This window comes from Janthinobacterium sp. GW822-FHT07H10, from assembly GCF_058798675.1.
Map to the genome: position 1 here is coordinate 194,790 of NZ_JBXAKS010000002.1, position 22,086 is coordinate 216,875.

Here is a 22,086-nt window from a genome sequence, read left to right on the forward strand (position 1 = left end):
AAGGGCAAGAGATTTGTAAATTGAAGTAAATTGCCATGCTGCGCATTTGCCTTGGCCTGGCGACTCGTGGCATGCTTTCAATGTGCCCTCACGCCGCGGCGTAGCGCCTCATCCGTAGCGTTTCCATTATTCATTACCTCATGCATAAAATCCTCTTTCACTGTCTGGCGGGCGGCAGCCTGCTGGTCGCCGGCGCCGCCCAGGCGCAAACCGCTGCCACCGCCGCCACTGGCGACGCCGTCGTCAAGCCGGCGCCGCCGGCCAAGGTCCCGGCCGTCGATGCGCCCGCTACCGTCAGCATCACGGCCGAGCGCCCCACGGGGCGCATCGACCGGCAAGTCTACGACGTCAAGTCCGACGTGGGCAGCACCAACGGCACGGCGGCCGACGCACTGAATAACGTGCCGTCGGTGGCCGTCGATCCCGATGGTTCCGTGTCCCTGCGCGGCAGCAGCAACGTGCAGATCCTGATCGACGGCAAGCCGTCGGCCATGCTGCAGGGCGACTCGCGCGGCGCCACCCTGAACGCCATGGCGGCCGACGATATCGAGTCGGTGGAAGTGATCAACAATCCCGGCGCCCAGTTCGGCAACGAGGCCGGCGGCGGCCCGATCCTGAATCTGGTGATGCGCCGCAACCGCAAGCCGGGCGGCTTTGCCACCGTCAACGCGAATACGGGCATCGGCGGGCGCTACAACACGGCTGTTTCGGGCAGCTACAACGAGGGGCCATGGGGTTACCAGGGCGGCATCAACTTCCGTCACGATGGCCGCAATTCCGTGGGCGAGGTCAGCCGCGAGCGCCTGGACCGCGATACGGGCGCGTTTGCCCCCAGCAGCCAGCGCTCCACCAGCAATGGCTTGAATGATTCGCTGGGCTTGAACGGCACCGTCAATTACAACCTGAACGCCAATGACACGCTGGCCGCCAGCGTCTCGTACAACGGCCGCAGCAACGACCAGCGCTCGCTCGATCGCTACATCAATGGCGACAGCGCGGGCAACACCATCGGCGACTATGTGCGCAGCACCGTGCGCAATGGCGACAGCCGCAACTACAGCTGGGGCGCGCGCTACGACCACAAGGGCGAATTGCCGGGCGAGACATTGAAGATCGACCTGCGCGTGTCGTCGTCGAACAACGAGAGCGACAGCGATTACGCCAACGCCTACACGGTGGCGCCCCCGAATGCCTTCGACACGCGCGCGCGCCAGCACAGCGAGACGGGCAACCGCATCGTCGACTTCAGCGGCGACTACGAGCGTCCGCTGGCGGGCGGCACGGCCAAGCTCGGCTACAAGGTGGCCGACAACAAGAGCAGCTTCGATACCCTGTACACGGACATCAACCCCGGCAGCCTGGCGGAAACTGTCAATCCCATGCGCAGCAACCGTTTCGAGCTCGACGAGCGCACCATCGCGCTGTACGGCTCCTACCAGATGCGCATCAACGAGCGCTGGGGCGCGCTGGCCGGTTTGCGCGCCGAATACACGGACTTGAATGTGCGCCAGATCACGGGCGGCATCGAGGCCAGCAACAATTACGTCAACTACATACCGAGCCTGTTCGCCACGTATAAAGTCAGCGACGAGAGCAATCTGCGCTTCAGCTATGCGCACCGCATCCGCCGCCCGAACGCCGGCGACCTGAACCCGTACGTGGTGTACCGCGACGAGTTCAATGTGTCGTCCGGCAATCCCAAGCTGAAGCCCACGCAGACGGACTCGTTCGAAATCGGCTATGAAACCAGGCTGTTCGGCCTGGAAAGCAGCTTGCGCGCCTATCACCGCCGCGACACGGATGCCATCGTCGATTACCGTTATTTCATCAGTGATAACGTCTTGCTGACCACGCGCGAAAATGGCGAGGGCAGCCATTCCAGCGGCATGGAGTTCAGCGTCAGCGGCAAGCTGACGCCATCCCTGACCCTGAACACGAGCGGCAACCTGGCGCGCAGCCAGCAGACCAGCTCCGACGACCTGGGCAACCGCAGCACGCGCACGGCCAACTCGCTCAGCGGCAGGGCGCGCCTGAATTACCAGATCAATGCGGACAACCAGCTGCAACTGGCCCTGCAAATGCAGGGCAAGACCCTTTCCGGCCAAGGCTACCGCTCGCCGAACAACACGCTGAACCTCAGTTTGCGCCATACGGTGACGCCGCAATTGAGCCTGGTCATGAATGTGACCGATGTTTTCAGCAGCAACAAGATGGAAACCGTCATCAACAGCGCCTCGCTGCGCGAGACGAGCACGCGCCGCTTCGATGGCCGGATGATTTATGTGGGATTGTCGTACCGCCTCGGCGGCGCCGGCACGGCGGCGAAGGATGGCGAGCGCGAGCCGCGCTTCGGTCCGCCGGGCGGACGGGGCCCCGGTGGTCCGGGCGGTCCGGGCGGTCCCGGCCCCGGCTGATGCCGGAGCTCAGGCGGCGGCGATTTCCAGCAGGAAGTCGATAAAGCTGTCCGCGTGGCGCTCGAAACGCCAGGCGCCGGCGCCATGCCGGGCCGTGTACACGGGCGCGTCGCCGTTGGCGATGGCGCCCAGGTCCAGGCAATACGGATCGCCGCCCGCATCGGCGATCACCAGATAGTGTTCGGGCCAGCCGGGAATGGCTGCATCGCTGGCGGGATTCCAGGCGTAACCGTGCTGGGCCTTGACCAGTTCCACCGCGCCGTACAGGTTCAAGCCCTGGAAATACTGCTCGCTGTCAATCAACACCCGCAGCGGCGAATGGCAGGCCAGGAATCGCCGGTAATGCTCCGGCAAGGCCCAGCGCTGCGCGATGGCGGCCATGTCGGCGGCGCTGGCGATCGTCAGCCAGTTCGATGGCTGCGCCAGGTCCTGTTCCTGTTTGCGCCTGGCCGCCAGTTTTTTCTCCAGCCTGGCCGCGGCTTTTTCCAGCGCCGTGCGCGGCTCGTCCAGCGATGCATGGGTGGCCGGCGCCGCATGGCCTGCACCATCCGGGCAGCCATCGCGCTGCCAGGCCAGCACGGCATCGAGCTTCAAACTGTCTTGCCGCCAATGGCCGGGGTCTGTCGGCAAGCCCGCATCGAAGGGCTGGCGGCTGAAGACGGCCAGGCTTTTCACGGCCTTGGCCCGCACTTCCAGGCTGGCAGTGCCGGACGCGGCCAGCGCCACCAGCGGCGCATAGGCATCCCTGCCTGCGCTTTTCAGCAAGCCATCGACACTCCAGTACGCCAGCGTGGGTTGCGCCAGGGCCCAGGCGAAAAATGCCGCATGCTCATCTGCTTCCACCAGGCGCGCGATATCGCTCATGAGGAAGTTGCGCCAGTGCAGCAACTGCCCCTCCTTGGCGTAGCCGATGAGGATATCGAGCACGGCCAGCCGGTCGCTGGCGCCGTGCTTTGCCAGCAGCCGGTCTTTTAGTTTGGAAAACTTGACGCCATCGGTCTCGTCAAACAGCTTGCGGTGCAGGGCGGCCAGCGCAGTCACCGCCATCAGACGGCCATCGCCGCCTTGATGGGCGCATGGTGTTCATAGCCTTCCAGCGAGAAGTCGGACGGTTCGATCTTTTCCAGCCACTCGGGTTCGTACTTGCCCGTCTTGGCGTAATCGGGCACGCAGTCGGCAATGACGAATCTCGGGGCCGGGAACGGCGTGCGCTTCAATTGCTCTTCCACCATGTCGAGGTGGTTTTCATAGATGTGCGCGTCGCCGATGAAATAGGTAAACCAGCGCGGCGTGTAGCCCGTCAGGCGCGCCACCAGGTGCAGCAGGGCCGCGCCTTCGGCGATATTGAACGGCGTGCCCAGGCCGATGTCGTTGCTGCGCACATACAGGCACAGCGACAGCTCGCGCGTGCCGGCGTTCGGGATGAACTGGTACAGCAAGTGGCAGGCGGGCAGGGCGACGGCGTCCAGCACGGCCGGGTTCCAGCCGTGGAACAGGATGCGGCGGCTGCCGGGGTTGTGCATGATGGTGTCCAGGCATTCGCGCAGCTGGTCGACGGCCTTGTACAGCAAGACTTTCTGTACGCCCGCTTCGACGATGGGGGCGATCAGCGTAAAACCGTTGGCTTGCGCATCGGCGATCTGCGCCGGCTGGTCGGCGTCGAGCAGTTTATACGCGGGCCATTGGCGCCATTGCACGCCGTACACGGGGCCGAGGTCATCCTCGCCTTCGCGGTAGGGGTTGGCCAGCCACTGCGCATTTTCATTGGCGTTCTGGTCCCACACTTTACAGCCGAGCGCGCGGAATTCGGCCGCGTTGCGCGAGGCGCGCAGGAAGGCGCACAATTCGCCGATCACGGATTTGAAAGCCAGTTTCTTGGTCGTCACGGCAGGGAAGTTGCCGTTGGCCAAGTCGAAACGCATCATGGCGCCCGGCACGCTCAGGGTGCGGATGCCCGTGCGGTTGTCTTGCCAGCTGCCCGTTTCGAGGACGGTCTTGATCAAATCTTGATATTGCTGCATGTATTTCTCCAACGGTAAGGATGGTGATTGTAACGCAGGCGCGACAGGCGGGCCGCCGCCCGCACAGATAATTGCACTACCTTATCACCTGCAAACATGACTCTGTGGTAATTTGTGTGTCCCTAAGGAAATATAGAAACGGCAGACGCTGGCACCATGTTTTTGCGACAATTTGTAAATAATAATAACGCCGCCGTGGTGGAAATGAGCAGGGCCGATTTTCTCAAGGCCAACCTGCGCCTGATCCTGGCCTGGCCCCTGCTGGGCGTGGCCCTGTGCGCCGTGCTGTGGACGGCCACCATGCTGCAGCTGGAAGCGGAAAAGAAGGTGGCGCAGCAGCAGGCGCTCGACAGCGTGTCCTCGCAGTCGAAGGCGTATGGCCAGTATCTGCTGCGCACGCTCGAGCAGATGGACCAGCTGACCCTGCAGCTCAAGTATGAATGGGAAAACTCGCGCGGCCACTTGCGCCTCGACCAGTTGAAGACGCAGGGCATGTATGCCTTGCCGCAATTTGCCATCGTCGCCATCCTCGACCGCAAGGGCCAGGCCGTGACGGCCACGGCGCCCTTGACGCGCCTGCGCACGAACGAGCGCAGCGATTTCCTGCTGCGTCACTGGCGCAGCAATTCCAGCGCCCTGCGCATCGCGCTGGGACGCGCCAACGAGGCGGCCCCGGCAGCCACGGCCACGGGCATCGACGAGACGCTCGTGCATTTCACGCGCCGGCTGGAAGACGAGGACGGCAATTTCGACGGCGTGCTGCTGATCTCCATCCATTCCAGCTATTTTTCCGAATTCTACGACAGCGTCAATTTCGGCAAGCTGGGCATGTCCGCCATGGTCGGCGAGGAGGGCGAGCTGTTCAGCACGCGCCTCGGCGCGCGCGTCCTGCCTGTCCATGCGGGCCAGGGCACGGCGTTCCTCGACACGAGTTTCCTGGAAACGGACAGCGGCGCCATGGAGTCGGGCAGCCGCGTGGCGTTTTCCGACAAGCAAAACCGCTATGTGGGCTGGCAGGCGCTGAAGGCGTATCCGTTTACGGCCGTGGTGGGTTTTGCCGACAGCGAAATGCTGCATCCCTACCAGGAAACGCGCACCATCTACATGGGAATCGCCTTTGCCGTGACCTTGCTGCTGCTGGCGTTTACCGTCATCGCCACCGTGCTGTCGCTGCGCCTGGCCTGGCGCCACCACCAGTCCGAGGGCGTGCGCAACGCCTACCGCATGGCCACGGAAGGCACGAGCGACGGCTTTTTCATCATCTCCGCCCTGCGTGGCGACGATGGCGGCATCGTCGACTTCGAGATCGTCGATTGCAACGAGCCGGGCGCCGGCTACTTCGGCGTGCGCCGCGAGCAGTTGCTGGGCATGCGGCTGCAGTCGCGCGCCCACGAGCCGTATTTCCGCGACCTGATCCATAATTACCGGGCCGCCATGGTTTCCGGTTTTTCCGAGGAAGAGATCGAATTGCCGGATGGCAATCCATTCAAGCTGCGCTGGATACGCCGGCGCCTTGTGCGCAGCGGCGACCGCCTGGCCGTCACCCTGCAGGACATCAGCACGGCGAAGGAGCACGAGCGCGACCTGCGCCGCCTGGCCAACGAGGATGGCTTGACGGGTTTGCCCAACCGCTACTGGCTGCAGCAATTCCTGCCCGGGGCGCTGGCGCGCGCGGCCATCACGCGCCACATGCTGGCGCTGCTGTTCATCGACCTCGACGGTTTCAAGGATATCAACGATACGCAGGGCCACGCGGAAGGCGACAAGGTGCTGCGCGCCGCCTCGCTGCGCCTGAAGGCCGTGCTGCGCCCGGGCGACCATGTGGTGCGCCTGGGCGGCGACGAATTCGTCGTCGTGCTCGACCCGGTGGAGGACGACAGCCGCGCCGAGCAGGTGGCGCAGCGCATCGCCATCGCCTTCGACGAACCGTTCTACCTGGGCAGCGAACGCCACAAGATGGGCGCCTCGATCGGCATCAGCCTGTATCCGCGCGATGGCGCCGAGACGGAAGTGCTGCTGAAGAACGCTGATATCGCCATGTATGCCGTGAAGGTGGCGGGCAAGGGCCATCACCGCTTCTTCCAGCCCGAATTGTTCGAAACCATCCGCAGCCGCCGCGAACTCGAACAAAGCCTGGTGGCGGCGCTGGAACAGGACCAGTTCCTCGTCGTCTACCAGCCGCGCGTCGACGCCATGAGCGGGCAGCTGTGCAGCATGGAGGCGCTGGTGCGCTGGCGCCATCCGCAGCACGGCATGGTGCCGCCGCTGGAATTCATCCCCGTGGCCGAAAGCAGCGGCCTGATTTCGCAGCTGGGCGAAGTCGTCATCGAAAAGGTGTGCCAGCAGATGGCGCACTGGCAGGCCAGCGGCCTGGAGCTGGTGCCCGTCTCGATCAACGTCTCGGCGCGCCAGTTCGGCCGCGGCGACGTGCACCAGGTGCTGGCGTCGGCGCTGGCGCGCCATCGCATCGATGCGCGCCTGATCGAGGTGGAAATCACGGAATCGGCCATGATGGATGAACAGAACCGCGCCGTCGAGCAGCTGTCGGCCATCCGCGCGCTGGGCGTGCGCCTGCTGGTCGACGATTTCGGCACCGGCTATTCCTCGCTGTCGCAGCTGCAGAAGTTCGCCATGGACGGCTTGAAGATCGACCGCGCCTTCACCATGGAGCTGGGGCGCTCGGAGCAGGGCGAGGTCTTCGTGCGGGCCATCCTGTCGATGGCCCATGCGCTGGGCATGAGCGTGGTGGCCGAAGGGGTGGAAACGCGCGAGCAGCTCGACATCCTGCGCGCGCTGCAGTGCAACGAGGTGCAGGGCTATTTCATCTCGCGGCCCGTGCCGGCCGAACAGATGCAGGTGCTGATGCGCAAGCGCTTCCTGATCCCGCTTCCCGTTCCCGTATCGCCACCGTACAGTCCTGTGCAAGGAGAGGAAAACAACACCGTTTCATAAAAAGAGCGAACGTTCGCTTTTTATTTCAAAATATTATATGCTTCGCTCATGCCGTCAGTGAATTGGAGTTCACGGCGGCAAGAAAAGTGCAAGACGGGCCAGGTTGAGACGCCCGAGACAGTGCGCCGAAGAAACTAAACACGGCAGACAAAACGCGACGCACAGCAGGTTTTGTCCAGTGTTTTTATTCATATAATAAAGAGAGACCAACTTGAAACATAAATATCTGCCCCTCCTGATCGTCGCCGCATTCGCCGGCATTTCCTCCACCGCACAAGCATCGGGTTACCGTTTCGGTTCGCAAAGCGTGTCCGGCCAGGGTTCGGCCGATGCGAACGGCGCCGAAGCGGCCGACGCCTCGACCATTTTCTACAATCCGGCCGGCCTGTCGCGCCTGGAAGGCACGCAGTTCGTCGGCGGCGGTACCCTGGTGGTGCCGCATTCGACGTATGAAGACACGGGTTCGAAGACCTTCACCGGCCGCACCCCGGGCGGCACGACCAAGGATTACGCGCCGGACGCGGTCTTTGCACCAGCCCTGTACGCGAGCAAGAAGGTCAATGAGCAATGGACCGTCGGCATGGGCCTGTTTGTGCCGTACGGCGCCAAGCTCGATTACGGCAATGACTGGAGCGGCCGCTATGCGATCACCAACATCAAGCTCGAAGCCATCGCCCTGAATCCTTCCGTTTCCTTCAAGGTCAATGAGCACCATTCCTTCGGTTTCGGCGTCACCGCCGAACACATGAAGGCGGAACTGGGCCAGGCGGTCGACGTGCCGGGTTCCGTGGCCTTCCTGGCCCAGCACGCGCCAGCCGCGTCGCAAGCCTTCCTGGCGAATATCGCCAAGACGCAGGGCCTGGCCGCCGCACAGGCAGCCGGCGCCGCCCTGAAGGGCGCGAAGGATGGCCATGCCTCGATGGATGGCGACGACTGGGGCTTCGGCTTCAACCTGGGCTACCTGTACCAGATGAATGAAGGCACGCGTTTCGGCATCTCCTACCGTTCGTCGATTTCGCACAAGCTGAAAGGCGACACGATCTGGGACTTCTCGCAAGTGTCGAACAACGCGGATGTGAATGGCTTCATCGCCAAGGCATCGAACAAGGTCAATTCCAAGGCGCTGGTGGAAGTGCGCACGCCGGAAACCCTGTCGGTCAACGCCTTCCATCAGATGGATGATCGTTGGGCCCTGATGGGCGACGTCACCTGGACCCGCACCTCGCGCCTGCAGAACCTGGACATCCAGTTCCCGCCGACGGCCGAAGGCCCGGAACGCATCCGCCAGCAGTGGAAGAACACCTACCGCGTCTCGCTGGGCACCAACTACAAGTACAGCGAAAACCTGCTGCTGCGCGCCGGTATCGCGCATGACCAGGCGCCAGTGCGCAGCGCCGAGCTGCGTCACCCGGCGCTGCCGGACAGCGACCGCATGCAGTATTCGATCGGCGCGAACTGGAAGCTGAACGCCAATTCCTCGCTCGACCTGGCTTACAGCTACATCGACTTCAAGGATGCCACGGTCAACTACAAGAATGACTGCTCGCCGGTGACCCCTGGCTGCACCGGCAACGGTGAAACCACCAAGGGCCTGTTCAAGACCCGCATGCAGTTGATTGGTCTCGCTTACAACTACAAGTTCTAAGCAAGCGATGGCGGCCGATCCGGCCGCCGGAATGTGAAAAAGGCGCCTTCGGGCGCCTTTTTTGTGCCATGCACAACTAAACTTGCTTTTCGAAAATGTTGTTTCATTATTATAATGAAGCTTGATGGACCTCTTTCATGCAGCGAAAACCGGCGAGGACGAGACATGTGTATGGATACAGATCAGCGCGAAAGTAGCGCGGAAAACACCGGGGCGATTACAACAGGTGCAGGCGCCAGGCGGCTGGCCCAACCTGGCGTCTTCCACGGCGGCGGGCGGGCGTCATGAGCGCCGCCTCACCTGTCCCGTCGCCGTTCTACACGCCGCCCGGCTTTGGCGACACGCCCGTCGGCGCGGTGATCGCCTTTGCGGGAACCATCGCCGATACCGGCATCGAAGCCTGGGGCTGGATGGTGTGCGACGGCCGCCTGCTGGGCGTCAGCCAGTATCCGGAATTGTTCGCCACGCTCGGCTATCTGTATGGGGGCGCGAACGATACCTTCCGATTGCCCGACTATCGGGGCTGCTTCCTGCGCGGCCGCGCTGCCGGCACGGATACTGATGCCGGCCAGGGCGCCGGCCCGGTACGGCAGGAGGCGGGGCCGAACAGCGCCGATGTCAGCTATCTGATCAAATTCACCTCTGGCATGCGCATGCGGATGCCGCCGCCATTGTCGGCATAGTTACGACAGGGGCGCCGCGCGCCTGCCGCGCGGCGTCATTCATTCCCCTTACCAGGAGCGCAGCATGGCAGATTTTTTGCAAGGCATGGACGTATCGGAACACAACGGATACATCGACTGGGCCAGTGTCGCCAGCCGCATGGGCGTGCCGCGATTCGTCTATCTGAAAGCCACCGAAGGCGGCAACCGGATCGACCGCCAGTACGCCAGCAACCGTGCGGGCGCCACGGAGCAGGAGCTCTTGTGCGGCGCCTGCCATTTCTTCCTGCCCTCCACGCCGGTGGCGCAGCAGGTCGCCAACTTCTGCAATGTGGTGGGCAGCGTCCAGGGCGAATTGCCGCCCATGCTCGATGTCGAACAGGCCGGGCTGGAGCAGCCTGCCTATGCGGCCGCTGTCGCACAGTGGCTGCAGCAGGTGGGCGAGAGGCTCGGCTGCGTGCCCGGCATCTACACCCACACCAGTTTCTGGGACGGCAGCGTGGGCTCGTTTGCGCCTTTCCTCGCCCATCCGCTGTGGATCGCCCAGTACGGCTCCAGGCCCGGTCCCGCATTGCCGTCCGGCGCCAGCGGCTACACGTTCTGGCAGTATACGAATATGGGCGTCGTCAACGGCATTGCCGGACCGGTCGACATGAGCCGCTTTGCCGGCTCGCCGGAGCAGCTGCAGGCGCTGCGCTGCGGCTAGCGCCCGCTCAGCGGGCAGCCAGCGTCTTGCCGCGCATCGCCTGGTCGAGCAGCGTCAGGGCCAGCCGCACGGTATCGTCGGGCATTTCCAGCAGCTGATCGCCCACATACCACTCCACCACGCTGTGCCCGGGCAGGGCGGCGTGGCTGGCGCGGCCGAACAGCCAGATGCCGTGGTCTTCGGCCACCTGGTTGCGGATGGCGATGGCCCGTTCGCGCGAGACGGGCAGGTGCAGGTGCAGCATGTTGGCCTGCGGGCTGGCCGGGTTGACGGCGATGGCCGGGAAGTCGTGCAGCAGCGCATACAGCCATTGCGTGCGTTCAAAGTAGCGCGCCATGGCGGCGATGCGTGCATCGAACTGCATGGCGGCGGCCACCACGTACGGCGTGCGGTGCACGATATTGCCGCCCTGGCGGCGGAACCATTCGCGCGCGCGTTCGACGAACGGCCGGCTGCCGGCCAGCATGGCGCCACCGAGGCCGCCGATACCCTTGTACAGCGAAACATATACGGAATCGAAACCGGCGCAGATGGCGGGCAGGGGCTGCTTGAAACCTGCTTGCGCTTCCCACAGGCGCGCGCCATCCATGTGCAGGTGGATGTTGCGGTCGCGGCAGTGCCGCTTGATGTCGCTCAACTCATCCCATGACGGACACTGGCCGCCGATTTCGCGCATCGGCAGTTCGACTTGCACGGCGCCCAGCGCATCGGGCACGGCGCGCAAGTCATCCAGCGTCCATGGGCGGTGCGGGTCGCCGATCATCAGGCCCTTGAAGTGCTCGAGCAATTCATGGTTGCCCCGTTCGTGGCGCAGGATGTGCGACGTCGGGTGCAGCGCCACGAGCGGGGAGCCGCGGTCCTGGCAGGCCAGGCGCAGGGCGGTCACTTGCGTCATGGTGCCCGTGATGCAGAACACGGCCGCCTCGAAACCGAGCAGGCTGGCGACCTTGTTCTCGAACTGTTCGATCAGCGCGCCTTCGCCGTAGGTATCGTGCGCGATGTCGTTGGCATCGCACCAGGCGGCCATGGCGGCGAAGGTGGCGGCCGGGGTGGGCTGGCGGTGGCCCGGCACGATGGTGTGGCAGCGCTGGCGCAGTTCGGCGTCGGTCAAGGGGCGTCTCCGTTACGGTTACAAGGTGGCCGTGGCCAGTTTTGCGCCAAAGCCGATGAACATGGCGCCCACGCCGCCGCCCATGCCGGCCGACAGGCGCCGGCGGCGGCGGAAGGTCTCGGCCAGGCGCGCGCCGACGAAAATGATGGCCGTCAAATAGGTAAAGCTGATCACCTGGCAGATCAGGCCCAGGCCGATGAACGACAGCACGGGATTCGGGAAGGCCGGATCGACGAACTGGATGAAAAACGAGATGAAGAACAAAATGGCTTTCGGATTCATCAGGCTGATGATCAGCGCCTTGCGGAACGGATCGCTTTCCTTGACGGCGACGGGCGTCGCGGGCGTTTCGCCGTCGGCCGCCGTGGGCGCGCGCAGCTTGCGCCAGCAGCCTATCAGCATCTGCAGGCCGATCCAGCCCAGGTAGGCCGCGCCGATGTATTTCACCACGTAGAACAGGGCCGGGCTGGCTTTCAGCAGCGAAGCGACGCCGCAGGCCGACAGCACCATCAGTATCAGGTCGCCGGCGAAAATGCCGAAGGCGCCCTGGTAGGCGGGCCGCACGCCGCGCTGCGCGGCCACCGACAGCACGTACATGGAATTGGGGCCGGGCAGGATGACGATGAAGATGGTCCCCAGCAAGAAGGTCCAGAAATCGGTGATGCCCAGGTTGGCGTGGAAGATGGCGTTCATGGCGGGTCGTGTCTAGTTAATTTGTACGTGATGGAATTGCAGGGCCGCCAGGTTGGCGTAAATGCCGCCTAACGCGACCAGCGATGCGTGCGTGCCCGTTTCGACGATCTTGCCGTCTTCCATGACGACGATGCGGTCGGCCCGCTGCACGGTGGCCAGGCGGTGCGCGATGATGACGGTGGTGCGGCCCACCATGGCCGCTTCCAGCGCCTTTTGCACCAGGCGTTCCGATTCCGCGTCGAGCGCGCTGGTCGCTTCGTCGAGCAGCAGCAGCGGCGGGTTTTTCAGCAGGGCGCGGGCGATGGCGATGCGCTGGCGCTGGCCGCCGGACAGGCGCACGCCCCGTTCGCCGAGGAAGGATTTGTAGCCGTTCGGCAGGCGCTCGATGAATTCGTGGGCCGCCGCCATCTTCGCCGCGGCGATGACTTCCTCGTCGCTGGCGCCGGCGCGGCCGTAGCGGATGTTTTCCATGGCGTCGGCCGAGAAGATCACGGTATCCTGCGGCACGATGCCGATGGCGTCGCGCAGGGTGTGCAGGTCGAGCTGCTTGATGTCGACGCCGTCGAGGCGGATGCTGCCGCCCTGCGGGTCGTAGAAGCGCAGGAACAGCTGGAACAGGGTGGTCTTGCCGGCGCCGGACGGGCCCACCACGGCCACCGTTTCGCCGGCGCGGATGTCGAGGCTGACATGGTCGAGCGCATGCGTGTCGGGACGCGACGGGTACGAGAACATGACATTGTCCAATGTCAGGGCGGCGCCGTTCGCGGCGCGCGCGGGCAGCGGCAATGGCACTGCCGGCGATGTGATTTCCGATTTGACGGCCATCAGTTCCAGCAGGCGCTCGGTGGCGCCGGCGGCGCGCTGCGCTTCGCCCATCACTTCGGACAGGGCGCCGATGGCGCCGGCGACGATGGAGGCGTACAGGATGAACTGCCCCAGGTCGCCGCCCGTCATCGAGCCTTCCAGCACGGCGCGCGCGCCCAGCCACAGCACGAAGACGATGGTGCCGAACACCAGCAGGATGGCGATCACGGTCAGCAGCGCGCGCGCGCGGATGCGGCGCATGGCCGTCATGAAGGCGCCTTCGACGGAGTCGCCGAAGCGTTTCGATTCGATTTTTTCGTGCGTGAACGCCTGCACGGTGGGCATGGCGTTGAGGATTTCGCCGGCCATGGCCGAGGCGTCGGCGATGCGGTCCTGCGAATCGCGCGACAGCTTGCGCACCTTGCGGCCAAACACGACGATGGGCACGACGACGAGGATCAGCAGGCCGATGATGATGCCCGACAGCTTGGGGCTGGTGACGAACAGCATCACCAGGCCGCCGAGGAACAGCAGCACATTGCGCAGGGCCATGGAGATGCTGGTGCCGACCACGGCCTGGATCAGGGTGGTGTCGGTGGTGATGCGCGACAGGACTTCGCCCGTCTGCGTGGTTTCGAAGAATTCGGGGCTTTGCGTGACGACGTGGCGGTACACGGCGCTGCGGATGTCGGCCGTGACGCGCTCGCCCAGCCACGACACCGTGTAAAAGCGCGCCGCCGTCGCCAGCGCCAGGATCGAGGCGACGCCGAACAGGGCGAGGAACACCAGGTCCACATGCTGGATGCTTTTCGAGCCGGCCGCGCCGCCGAAACCGAGGTCGATCATCTGCTTGAAGGCGGCGGGAATGGCCAGCGTCGAGGCGGCGGCCACCACCAGCGCGATACCGGCCAGGAAAAACTGCTTGCGGTAGGGCGTCAGGAAGGGCATCAAGCCCTTGAAGGCTGCCAGGCTGCCTTTTTTCAGTTCGCGGCTGCTGCCGCTATCGGGAGACGGTGTTGCGCTTGCGGCGGTTGCTGTACTCGTGCTGTTTGTTTCTGTGCTGGTTGTCATTGTTTTTCGCTTTGATTTACATATTCGGTACTGTTTACAACTTCATCGGCTGCACGTAGCCCGTCATTTCCAGGTAGGCGCGGCCCGCCGGCTGGCCATCGCGCTCCACCGTGACGGCGCCTTCCCAGTACACGGCGCCGGTGGACCTGCGCGAATCGAGTTCCTGGTCGGCCTGCAATGGCTTGATCTGCCAGCGCGTGGCGCCCGTGCGGATCTCCGTGGCGACCGGGTACTCGGCCTGCGTGCGGGGCGAGCGCCACAGCTGCGTGGGGGTGAAATCGACGTCGCCGGGCGCAAACTGCGTCACTTTGCCGGCAGCGTCGCGCCATGCCGCGTGCGCCCATAGTTTAGCACCTGTCTTGCTGCGGATCTGGAAGGCCATCAGGGCGCCGCCGTCATCGAGGTTGGCGCCGACCCAGTTCCAGCCGCTGGCATCCGCGTCGAGCACCTGGCTCGACCACTCGTGATCGAGCCAGGTGGCGCCCGTCACGGCTTCCGGCTTGCCGCCCGCGCGGGCGATCGTGCCCGTGGTGCGCAATTGCGGCACGCTGTAGTAATAGCTGGCCTGCGCCGGCCGCGCGCCCTTGCGCGAGTAGCCGCCGTCGCCCTGCAGCAGCACCGGCTGCGAGGGGGCCAGGGTCAGCTGCAGGTTGAAGTCGCGGGCGGCCAGGCTGACCTGGTAGCTGCCGTCGGCTTGCCGCCGCATGCGCCAGTCGTCGAGCTTTACGTCCGTGTCGCCGACCTTGGCGTAGGCCAGGCCGAAGCCCTCGCGCGCGCTTCTTTCATCGTGCAGCAGCTTGCCCAGCTTCGGATCGGACAGGGCCGCATGGCCGATGATCAGCTGTTTCGGCGCAAACGCGCTGGGGTTGTCCGCATCGGCGGCCGTGGCGCTGCGGAAGAAGGTCACCTGGTAGCCCAGCTGTTCCCCGGCGCCGGTCTTGACCCACCCGGTGGCGTACCACCATTCCGTTTTATACGCGGGATGGGCGCCGAAGTCGTGCGGCAGGCGCAGGGTCTGGCCCGGCGCCAGCGGCGTGACGGGGGCGAAGGCGGGTGGCGCGGCCAGCGCGGTGGCGCTGCAGAACATGAGCAAAACAGTCAAACGGCGCATTACCAGTCCTCCCTGACGGCGCGGATGGGGCCAGCGGACAGCGCCTGGCGCCCCGCGATGAGGGCCGTGGCGGCGGCTGCCGTCAGCAGGGCGCCGGCCACGGTGGCGATCAATGGCCAGGGCAGGTGCAGCTGCATGGTCCAGTGGAACGATTGCGGATTGACGATGAAGACCAGCACAAAGCTGATCAACAGGCCGAGGACAAAACCGGTGGCGATGCCCAGCGCCGTCAGCGCGCCGCCCTCGAACGCCAGGATGGCGAGGATCTGCCCGCGCGTCACGCCCACATGGCGCAGCATGCCGAACTCGCGTGCGCGGGCCAGGGTCTGGGCCGAGAACGTGGCGGCCACGCCAAACAGGCCGATGACGATGGCGATGGCTTCCAGCAGATACGTGACGGCGAAGCTGCGGTCGAAGATCTGCAGGCTCAGGGCGCGGATGGCCGACGGATTCGATACTTCCAGGCTGGCGCCGAACGGCAGGGCCTTCAGGCGCTGCTGCAGCTGTTCGCCCGTGGCGTCCTTGTCCAGCCACAGGGCCGCATCGCTGACATCCATGTCGGCGCTGAGGGCGCGGTAGTCGGCCAGCGGCATCTGGATCGCGCCGGACGAGCGCGCATAGTCGCGCCAGATGCCGGCGACAAAAAAGCCGTGCAGGCCGCCGGCCAGCGGCAGCGCGATCGGCTGTCCCGGCTTGACGCTGTACAGGTCGGCCGCCGCCTCGGACAGCCAGACGGGCCGGCTGCCAGCCGGCACGGGCAGGGAGTCGCCCACCAGTACCATGCTCTTGCCCGGGTCCTGCAAGTTGATGGGGCGCGCCAGCAGCGCCACGTTGGGCCGGTCCGGCGCCAGCGACAGCGAGCGCACGCGCTGGAAGTCGGCCCTCGCCACGCCGGGCAGGGCGGCGATGGCGGCTTGTTCGCGCGGATTCAGGCCACCGGTGCCGCCGCTGGCGGCCGTGCGCGCATACACGTCGGCCGGCAGCACTTGCAGCAGCCAGTCGTCGACGGAAACGCGGAAGCTCGACACCATGATGGCCATGGCCACCATCAGGCTAAAGCTCGACAGCACGCCGCCGAGGGCGATGCCGGCCTGGCCCGAGGCATTCGCCAGGCGCGCCAGGGTCAGGCTGCGCACGGGCGCATGCTGGCTCGTTGCCGTGCGCAGCCATGCCGCCTGCGCGGCGCGGAAGACGACGGCGGCCAGCTGCGGCATCAGGGCGATGGCGCCGATCAGCAGCAGGGCGATGGACAGGTAGCCGAACAGCGGCAGCTCGAACACGGGCGGCAGCAACGTCAGGGCGCCGGCCAGCAGCAAACAGGCCAGCGCGGGCCAGGTTTTCGCCAGGCGCGTCGTGACGACTTCCTCGCTGCCCGATTTCAGGGCGATGGCGGGGGCGGCGCGCGCCGCCTCCAGCGCGGGCGCGGCGCAGCCCAGCAAGGCCACGCCGAGACCCAGCGCGAAATACACGAAGGCGGCAACGGGCGTGAACTGGACCTGCGGCTGCACGCCGGCGAAATAGCCGGCGCCCAGGTCGCCGCCAAAGAAACGCAGGGCCACGGCCGCCATCGCGTAGCCGCCGGCGATGCCCAGCGCAGCGCCCACGATGCCGAGGCTGGCGCCTTCCAGCAGCACCTGGCGCAGCAGCTGGCCCCGTTCCATGCCCAGCACGCGCAGCAGCGCGAACTGGCTGCGGCGGCGGATGACGGACAGCGCCTGCGTGGAAAAGACGAGGAAGGCGCCCGTAAACAGGGCGACGAGCGCCAGCACGGTCAGGTTGACGCGGTAGGCGCGGCTCAGGTTATTGTTGCGGCTATTTTCGTTCTCGTCGTTGGGCTGGCCCACGTGGAAGCGCCCCGGATACTGCGTTTCCAGCGCGCGCGTCAGGTCCGCCAGGAAGGCGTCGCGGTTGACGCCCTGGCGCAGTTTCAAGTCGATGCGCGACAGCTTGCCCAGCCTGTCGAAGCGCCACTGCGCCGCGCCGATATCCATCACGGCGATGCGCTGGCCGGCGCGTGCGCGCTGCAGCGAGCCGGCCACGCGCAGCGGCACCTTGCCCGTGCCCGATTGCAGCGCGAGCGTGTCGCCCTGCGCCAGACCGAGCCAGCGCAAGGCGGCGGGCGACAGGAAGATGGCGTCGTCGGCCAGGGTGTCGAAAGGCTGGCCTTCGGCGGGCGCGCCGATCAGGTCGGGAGAGATATGGCCGGCGCGGAAGACGTCGAGCGCGAGGATATGCAGCGGGCCGCCATCCTTGCCTGCTTTTCCTGCCACGCCGGCCTGCAATTCCAGCACGGGCGAAGCGACGGCCACGCCGTCGCGCTGCGCCAGCCATGGATAGATGCTTTCGTCGAACAGCGCTTCGCGCCCGGCCACCTGCACGTCGGCCTGGCCGGACAGGCTTTTCACGGCCGTGGAGAATTCATTGAAGGCGGCCGCGTTGATCAGGTGGATGGCAAAGCCCAGCGACACGCCGATGGCGATGGCCAGGATGGCGACGAGGGCGCGCACGGGATGGGCGCGCCATTCGCCCAGCAGCAGCCAGCGCGACAGCAGGCGCGGGGACGCGGGCGGGCCCGGTTGCCGGGTCAATTCAGGCACTCGATGGCCAGGCGCTCGCCGGCGCGCCGCGCCTTGAGCTGCGCCGCATCGCGGGTTTTGTCGCCGGCGCCGACGGCGTCCTGCGCCGCCCATTTCTGTTCGAGGCGCAGCTGGGCGCAGTGCTTGTCGCGCGCCTCGAGCTGCCTGGCGGCCCGTTCGCGGGCCTGGTCTTCGACCTTCTCGCGCTGCTTGCGCGCCGCTTCCATCTGGCTGGCCACCCGTTCCTGGCGCGTGGCCGCGCCCTTGTCGACGGCAGGCGGCGGCGCTGGTATCTCGAGGATTTGCAGCTGGCCACCCGTGCACGGCGTTTCGCCATAGCTGGTCTGGCCATCCTTCACGCATTTGTACACGCCCTGCGCACCAGCCTGGCCGGCCACGCTGGCCAGACAGGCGAACAGCATCGGCACGATAGACGACTTCACAATATCTTCCCAGGATTCATGATGTTTTGCGGGTCCAGCGCCTGCTTGACGGCGCGCATCAGCTGCAGTTCCAGCGGCGACTTGTAGTGCGCCAGGTCCGCCTTTTTCAGGGCGCCGATGCCGTGTTCGGCCGAGATGGAACCGCCAAAGCCGTCCACCCGGTCGTGCACGATGCGGTTGATGGCATCCTGGTTGGCAAGGAAGTCGCCATCCGTCATGCCGGCTGGCGGCGCCACGTTGTAATGCAGGTTGCCGTCGCCCAGGTGGCCGAAGCATACGAGCTGGCAGCCGGGGAAGGCCGCTGCCAGGGCCGCATCCGTGACGGTGATGAAATCGGCGATGCGCGAAATCGGCAGCGAGATGTCGTGCTTGATGTTCTTGCCTGCCTGTGCCTGCGCCAGCGGAATGTGCTCGCGCAGCTGCCACAGGCCTTCGGATTGCGCCACGGAACTGGCGACGACGGCGTCGTCGATCAAGCCGTCTTCGAGGGCCGCGCCGATGCTCGCTTCCAGCAATTCCACGGCGTGCGCCTCGGACTGGCTGCTGGACAGTTCGAGCAGCACGTACTGGCCGTGCGCTTCGGCAAAGGGGCGCGGCAGCTGCGGGAACTGCTCGGCCACCAGCTGCAGGCAGTACTGCGACATCAGTTCAAAACCCGTCAGGCTGGCGCCGCAATGGTCCTGCATCAGGCTTAACAGACGCAGGGCGTGGGCGGGCGAGGGCATGGCGGCCAGCGCCGTGATGCAGGCTTTCGGTTGCGGGTAGAGCTTCATCACCGCGCCCGTGATGACGCCCAAGGTACCCTCGGCGCCGATGTAGAGGTCGCGCAAATCGTAGCCGGTATTGTCCTTGCGCAAACCGCGCAAGCCGCTCCAGATCTCGCCTTGCGGCGTGACCACTTCCAGGCCCAGGCACAGCTCGCGCGTGTTGCCGTAGCGCAGCACGGCCGTGCCGCCCGCGTTGGTGGCCAGATTGCCGCCGATGGTGCAGCTGCCCTCGGCCGCCAGCGACAGGGGAAACAGGCAGCCGGCGGCGGTGGCCGCTTCCTGGATGGTTTGCAGGATGCAGCCCGCGTCGACCGTGATGGTGCGGTTGACGGGATCGAGCGCGCGGATGCCGTTCAGGCGCGCCAGCGACAGCACGATGGCCGTGCCGGCCGCGTCGGGGATGCTGCCCAGGACCAGGCCCGTATTGCCGCCTTGCGGCACGACGGGAATCCGCCATTGCGCGCAGGCGCGCAGCACGCCGGCCACCTGTTCCACCGTGGCGGGACGCAGCACGGCCAGGGCCTTGCCGGTGAACCTGTCGCGCCAGTCGGTGAGGAAGGGCGCCGTGTCGGCGTCGCCGGTCAGTACATAGGTGTCGCCCAGCAGGTCGCGGCAGGCGGCGAGGAAGTCGGTCTGGTCTGTCATTTTTTGATGCTCACTTTATTCACTTTTTCCAGCAGTTCCCTGGCCATGCGCTTGGCGGCCTTTTTATACGGGCGCAGATACAGTATGGCGCAGAAGAAGTAGATGCAGACGATGGCCGCCTCGCCCCAGGCCATCAGGGCCGACATGCGGTTCGTGTCGCTGTAGCCGCGCACCACGCCCTCGGTAAAGTACAGCAGGATCACCATCGACGACCATTGCAGGGTGTAGACGTCGCGCTTGATGACGCCATACAGGGGAATGAGCAGCGGGACGGCTTTCAGCACGACCCAGGAGCCGCCCGGCTGCAGCGGGGCGACGACGGTTTCCCACAGCACGCACCAGACGATCAGGGTGACGAGGCTGGCGATGGCCCCCCAGTGAAAATACTTGTGCAGCGCGCCGTGCATCAGGCGCCCGCCAGTTTCGCGGCGTTTTCCGCCAGGCGCCGGCCCAGGGCGATGGACAGGCGCTTTTCATCGTCGCTGAGCGCCTTGTCGCCGTCTATGCCCGACCAGTGCGTGGCGCCGTAGGGCGAGCCGCCCGTAGCCGTCGTCATCAGTTCAGGGTGGGTGTAGGGCAGGCCCATGACCAGCATGCCGTGGTGGAAGAGGGGGATCATCATCGACAGCAGCGTTGATTCCTGGCCGCCATGCAGGCTGCCCGTGGACGTGAATACGCAAGCGGGCTTGCCGGCCAGGCTGCCGGCCAGCCAGTCGCTGGCCGTGCCATCCCAGAAGTACTTCATGGCGGCGGCCATGTTGCCGAAGCGCGTGGGCGAACCGAGGGCCATGCCCGCGCACTCCTGCAAGTCTTCCAACTCCACGTAGGGCGCGCCATCGGGCGGCACCTCGGGCGCCGTCGCCTCGGCCACCGTCGAGACGGCGGGCACGGTACGCAGGCGCGCATCGCAGCCAGGCACGCTTTCCACCCCCTGGGCAATCAATTCGGCCAATTGGCGCGTGGCGCCATGGCGTGAATAAAACAATACAAGAATAATCAGATTGGTTGGCTTCATCATTGGTATTATAGGGCGCTTTACAGCCTGATACGACTGCTGTCATGGCGCCGTTCTGATTTCGAACATGTTTTTAAAATATATACTTCCATTCTTTCAATACCTGTGGCGTACCCTGGGCATCGGGCTTGACGTCGTGCGCGGCCTGACCTGGTCCGAAACGCGCGACCTGCTGCAGTTCGCGCGCCGCCGCGTGCGCGAGGAAAGCCTGCCGCAAGTGGCGGGCAGCCTGACGTTTGCCACCGTGTTCGCGCTGGTGCCGCTGCTGACCCTGGCCCTGGCGATCTTCACCACCTTCCCGCTGTTTAATACCTTCCGCCACGCGCTGGAAGATTATTTCGTGCAAAGCGTGATGCCCAAGGGTATTTCGAACACCATTCTCGACTACCTGACGACGTTTGCCTCGAAGGCCACGCGATTGTCGGCCATCGGCGCGGGCGCCCTGATCGTCACCTCGGTGGGCATGATGAGCTTGATCGAGCGCGTCTTCAACCGCATCTGGCGCGTGCGCCAGGAACGCCGCTGGACCAAGCGTCTGCTCGTGTACTGGGCCATCGTCACCCTGGGGCCGCTGCTGGTGGGCGTGTCGCTGACGGTGACGTCGCGCGTCTTCATCGCCACCAGCGGCGTGGTGGGCGCCGTGCCTTTCCTCGGCACCGTGTTCTACACGCTGGTGTCGATCGGCCTGACCATGCTGGCGTTCACGCTGTTGTACATCACGGTGCCGAACCGCGACGTGGACTGGCGCGACGCGGCGTGGGGCGGCTTGCTGGCGGCGCTGGCGTTCGAGGTGGCCAAGCGCGGTTTCGGCGAATTCATCCAGGAATTTCCCACGTATTCGCGCATCTATGGCGCGCTGGCCGCCTTGCCGCTGTTCCTCGTGTGGATCTACCTGAGCTGGATGATCACGCTGGTGGGCGCCTTGCTGGTGGCCGCCTTGCCCGTCGTGAAATACGAGCGCTGGTGGTACGAGGCGGCGCCCGGCAGCGAATTCGTCGACGCCGTCGCCATCCTGAAGGTGCTGCACCAGGCTTGCCATTGCGCCGATTCGGCCCTGGTGGGCGCGGCCGAGATCCGCCGCAGCACGCGCCTGGGTTTCGAGGAAATGGAAACCCTGCTCGACAAGATGGTGCTGCAGGGCTGGGTGGGCCGGGTCAACGTGGACGGCGCCGTGCGCGTGCAGTGGGGCAAGCGCGTGGCCGACAGTTCCGACCACTGGGTCTTGCTGGGCAATGTCAACCGCATCACCCTGGCCGACGTCTACCGTTTATTCGTCTTCGGCGGCATGCGCGTCAATTCCGGCTACCCGGCCGGCTCCACCAACGAGCGCGACATCAAGGCAGCCGAAGAGGCAGCCGCGCTGGCCGCGCAGGTGGAAAATGCCGTGGAAGAGGGCCTCGGCATGAGCTTGGCCCAGCATTTCGGCGAAGTGCGCTGCGCCTGATGGGCA

17 protein-coding genes are annotated in these 22,086 nt (G+C 65.5%); 6 read left to right on the top strand and 11 right to left on the bottom strand.

From position 1 onward, the window contains the following. Positions 1-140: 140 nt before the first annotated feature. A complete protein-coding gene (locus AC1RDJ_RS04955) occupies positions 141-2,414 on the top strand; it encodes a TonB-dependent receptor domain-containing protein (protein ID WP_493026688.1) in 2,274 nt (757 codons plus the stop codon). A 9-nt stretch (positions 2,415-2,423) separates the two neighbouring features. Here the strand turns inward: AC1RDJ_RS04955 and AC1RDJ_RS04960 are convergent, their stop codons facing one another. Further along, positions 2,424-3,461, bottom strand: a complete 1,038-nt coding sequence (locus tag AC1RDJ_RS04960) for an SMI1/KNR4 family protein (protein WP_493026689.1) — start codon at positions 3,459-3,461, stop codon at positions 2,424-2,426. After that, complete coding sequence (locus AC1RDJ_RS04965; RefSeq protein WP_493026690.1) at positions 3,461-4,435, bottom strand: thymidylate synthase; 975 nt, start codon at positions 4,433-4,435, stop codon at positions 3,461-3,463. The genes AC1RDJ_RS04960 and AC1RDJ_RS04965 overlap by 1 nt, the downstream gene beginning before the upstream one ends. Before the next feature lie 156 nt (positions 4,436-4,591). On the opposite strand from AC1RDJ_RS04965, the gene AC1RDJ_RS04970 reads away from it, so the two are divergent. From AC1RDJ_RS04970 to AC1RDJ_RS04985, 4 genes are all read left to right on the top strand, one after another. Next, positions 4,592-7,387 (top strand): bifunctional diguanylate cyclase/phosphodiesterase, encoded by a 2,796-nt coding sequence (locus AC1RDJ_RS04970; protein WP_083411751.1) that lies wholly within the window; start codon positions 4,592-4,594, stop codon positions 7,385-7,387. Positions 7,388-7,598: 211 nt separating this feature from the next. Continuing rightward, positions 7,599-9,032: an OmpP1/FadL family transporter gene (locus tag AC1RDJ_RS04975; protein WP_071323292.1), complete on the top strand. Its 1,434-nt coding sequence runs from the start codon at positions 7,599-7,601 to the stop codon at positions 9,030-9,032. Positions 9,033-9,316: 284 nt separating this feature from the next. Then, positions 9,317-9,715: a phage tail protein gene (locus AC1RDJ_RS04980; RefSeq protein ID WP_071323293.1), complete on the top strand. Its 399-nt coding sequence runs from the start codon at positions 9,317-9,319 to the stop codon at positions 9,713-9,715. Between the two features lie 64 nt (positions 9,716-9,779). Continuing rightward, positions 9,780-10,400: a glycoside hydrolase family 25 protein gene (locus tag AC1RDJ_RS04985; RefSeq protein WP_493026691.1), complete on the top strand. Its 621-nt coding sequence runs from the start codon at positions 9,780-9,782 to the stop codon at positions 10,398-10,400. A 7-nt stretch (positions 10,401-10,407) separates the two neighbouring features. On the opposite strand, the gene AC1RDJ_RS04990 is transcribed toward AC1RDJ_RS04985, so the two are convergent. Genes AC1RDJ_RS04990 through wrbA form a run of 9 tightly spaced genes read right to left on the bottom strand, consistent with a single transcriptional unit; the run spans position 10,408 to position 20,636 of the window. Then, positions 10,408-11,511 carry a threonine aldolase family protein gene (locus AC1RDJ_RS04990; protein ID WP_493026693.1) on the bottom strand — a complete coding sequence of 368 codons (1,104 nt, stop codon included), beginning with the start codon at positions 11,509-11,511 and terminating at the stop codon, positions 10,408-10,410. A gap of 18 nt (positions 11,512-11,529) precedes the next feature. Then, a complete protein-coding gene (leuE, locus tag AC1RDJ_RS04995) occupies positions 11,530-12,204 on the bottom strand; it encodes a leucine efflux protein LeuE (RefSeq protein ID WP_493026695.1) in 675 nt (224 codons plus the stop codon). A 12-nt stretch (positions 12,205-12,216) separates the two neighbouring features. Beyond that, positions 12,217-14,079, bottom strand: a complete 1,863-nt coding sequence (locus AC1RDJ_RS05000; RefSeq protein ID WP_493026696.1) for an ABC transporter transmembrane domain-containing protein — start codon at positions 14,077-14,079, stop codon at positions 12,217-12,219. Positions 14,080-14,113: 34 nt separating this feature from the next. Then, positions 14,114-15,190 (bottom strand): lipocalin-like domain-containing protein, encoded by a 1,077-nt coding sequence (locus AC1RDJ_RS05005; protein WP_493026698.1) that lies wholly within the window; start codon positions 15,188-15,190, stop codon positions 14,114-14,116. After that, positions 15,190-17,787 (bottom strand): FtsX-like permease family protein, encoded by a 2,598-nt coding sequence (locus AC1RDJ_RS05010; protein ID WP_493026699.1) that lies wholly within the window; start codon positions 17,785-17,787, stop codon positions 15,190-15,192. Before AC1RDJ_RS05010 ends, AC1RDJ_RS05005 begins: the two co-directional genes overlap by 1 nt. Further along, complete coding sequence (locus tag AC1RDJ_RS05015) at positions 17,775-18,209, bottom strand: DUF4124 domain-containing protein (protein WP_493026700.1); 435 nt, start codon at positions 18,207-18,209, stop codon at positions 17,775-17,777. The genes AC1RDJ_RS05010 and AC1RDJ_RS05015 overlap by 13 nt, the downstream gene beginning before the upstream one ends. Then, positions 18,206-19,621 carry an FAD-binding oxidoreductase gene (locus tag AC1RDJ_RS05020; protein WP_493026702.1) on the bottom strand — a complete coding sequence of 472 codons (1,416 nt, stop codon included), beginning with the start codon at positions 19,619-19,621 and terminating at the stop codon, positions 18,206-18,208. Before AC1RDJ_RS05020 ends, AC1RDJ_RS05015 begins: the two co-directional genes overlap by 4 nt. Then, positions 19,618-20,028 carry a DUF2069 domain-containing protein gene (locus AC1RDJ_RS05025; RefSeq protein ID WP_289886294.1) on the bottom strand — a complete coding sequence of 137 codons (411 nt, stop codon included), beginning with the start codon at positions 20,026-20,028 and terminating at the stop codon, positions 19,618-19,620. Before AC1RDJ_RS05025 ends, AC1RDJ_RS05020 begins: the two co-directional genes overlap by 4 nt. Next, positions 20,028-20,636 carry an NAD(P)H:quinone oxidoreductase gene (gene wrbA, locus AC1RDJ_RS05030; RefSeq protein WP_493027143.1) on the bottom strand — a complete coding sequence of 203 codons (609 nt, stop codon included), beginning with the start codon at positions 20,634-20,636 and terminating at the stop codon, positions 20,028-20,030. The genes AC1RDJ_RS05025 and wrbA overlap by 1 nt, the downstream gene beginning before the upstream one ends. Positions 20,637-20,703: 67 nt before the next feature. On the opposite strand from wrbA, the gene AC1RDJ_RS05035 reads away from it, so the two are divergent. Beyond that, the gene (locus AC1RDJ_RS05035; RefSeq protein ID WP_289886295.1) at positions 20,704-22,080 is read left to right on the top strand and encodes a YihY family inner membrane protein; all 1,377 of its coding nucleotides are present in this window, start codon (positions 20,704-20,706) and stop codon (positions 22,078-22,080) included. Positions 22,081-22,086 lie beyond the last annotated feature (6 nt).

Excerpts from the sequence above, each read along its gene's own strand:
- AC1RDJ_RS04980 (WP_071323293.1), top strand. The coding sequence starts at position 9,317 with ATGAGCGCCGCCTCACCTGTCCCGTCGCCGTTCTACACGCCGCCCGGC.
- AC1RDJ_RS05020 (WP_493026702.1), bottom strand. The coding sequence starts at position 19,621 with ATGACAGACCAGACCGACTTCCTCGCCGCCTGCCGCGACCTGCTGGGC.
- AC1RDJ_RS04965 (WP_493026690.1), bottom strand. The coding sequence starts at position 4,435 with ATGCAGCAATATCAAGATTTGATCAAGACCGTCCTCGAAACGGGCAGC.
- AC1RDJ_RS05035 (WP_289886295.1), top strand. The coding sequence starts at position 20,704 with ATGTTTTTAAAATATATACTTCCATTCTTTCAATACCTGTGGCGTACC.
- AC1RDJ_RS05000 (WP_493026696.1), bottom strand. The coding sequence starts at position 14,079 with ATGACAACCAGCACAGAAACAAACAGCACGAGTACAGCAACCGCCGCA.
- AC1RDJ_RS05025 (WP_289886294.1), bottom strand. The coding sequence starts at position 20,028 with ATGCACGGCGCGCTGCACAAGTATTTTCACTGGGGGGCCATCGCCAGC.
- AC1RDJ_RS04970 (WP_083411751.1), top strand. The coding sequence starts at position 4,592 with ATGTTTTTGCGACAATTTGTAAATAATAATAACGCCGCCGTGGTGGAA.
- wrbA (WP_493027143.1), bottom strand. The coding sequence starts at position 20,636 with ATGAAGCCAACCAATCTGATTATTCTTGTATTGTTTTATTCACGCCAT.
- AC1RDJ_RS05005 (WP_493026698.1), bottom strand. The coding sequence starts at position 15,190 with ATGCGCCGTTTGACTGTTTTGCTCATGTTCTGCAGCGCCACCGCGCTG.
- AC1RDJ_RS04960 (WP_493026689.1), bottom strand. The coding sequence starts at position 3,461 with ATGGCGGTGACTGCGCTGGCCGCCCTGCACCGCAAGCTGTTTGACGAG.
- leuE (WP_493026695.1), bottom strand. The coding sequence starts at position 12,204 with ATGAACGCCATCTTCCACGCCAACCTGGGCATCACCGATTTCTGGACC.
- AC1RDJ_RS04985 (WP_493026691.1), top strand. The coding sequence starts at position 9,780 with ATGGCAGATTTTTTGCAAGGCATGGACGTATCGGAACACAACGGATAC.
- AC1RDJ_RS04955 (WP_493026688.1), top strand. The coding sequence starts at position 141 with ATGCATAAAATCCTCTTTCACTGTCTGGCGGGCGGCAGCCTGCTGGTC.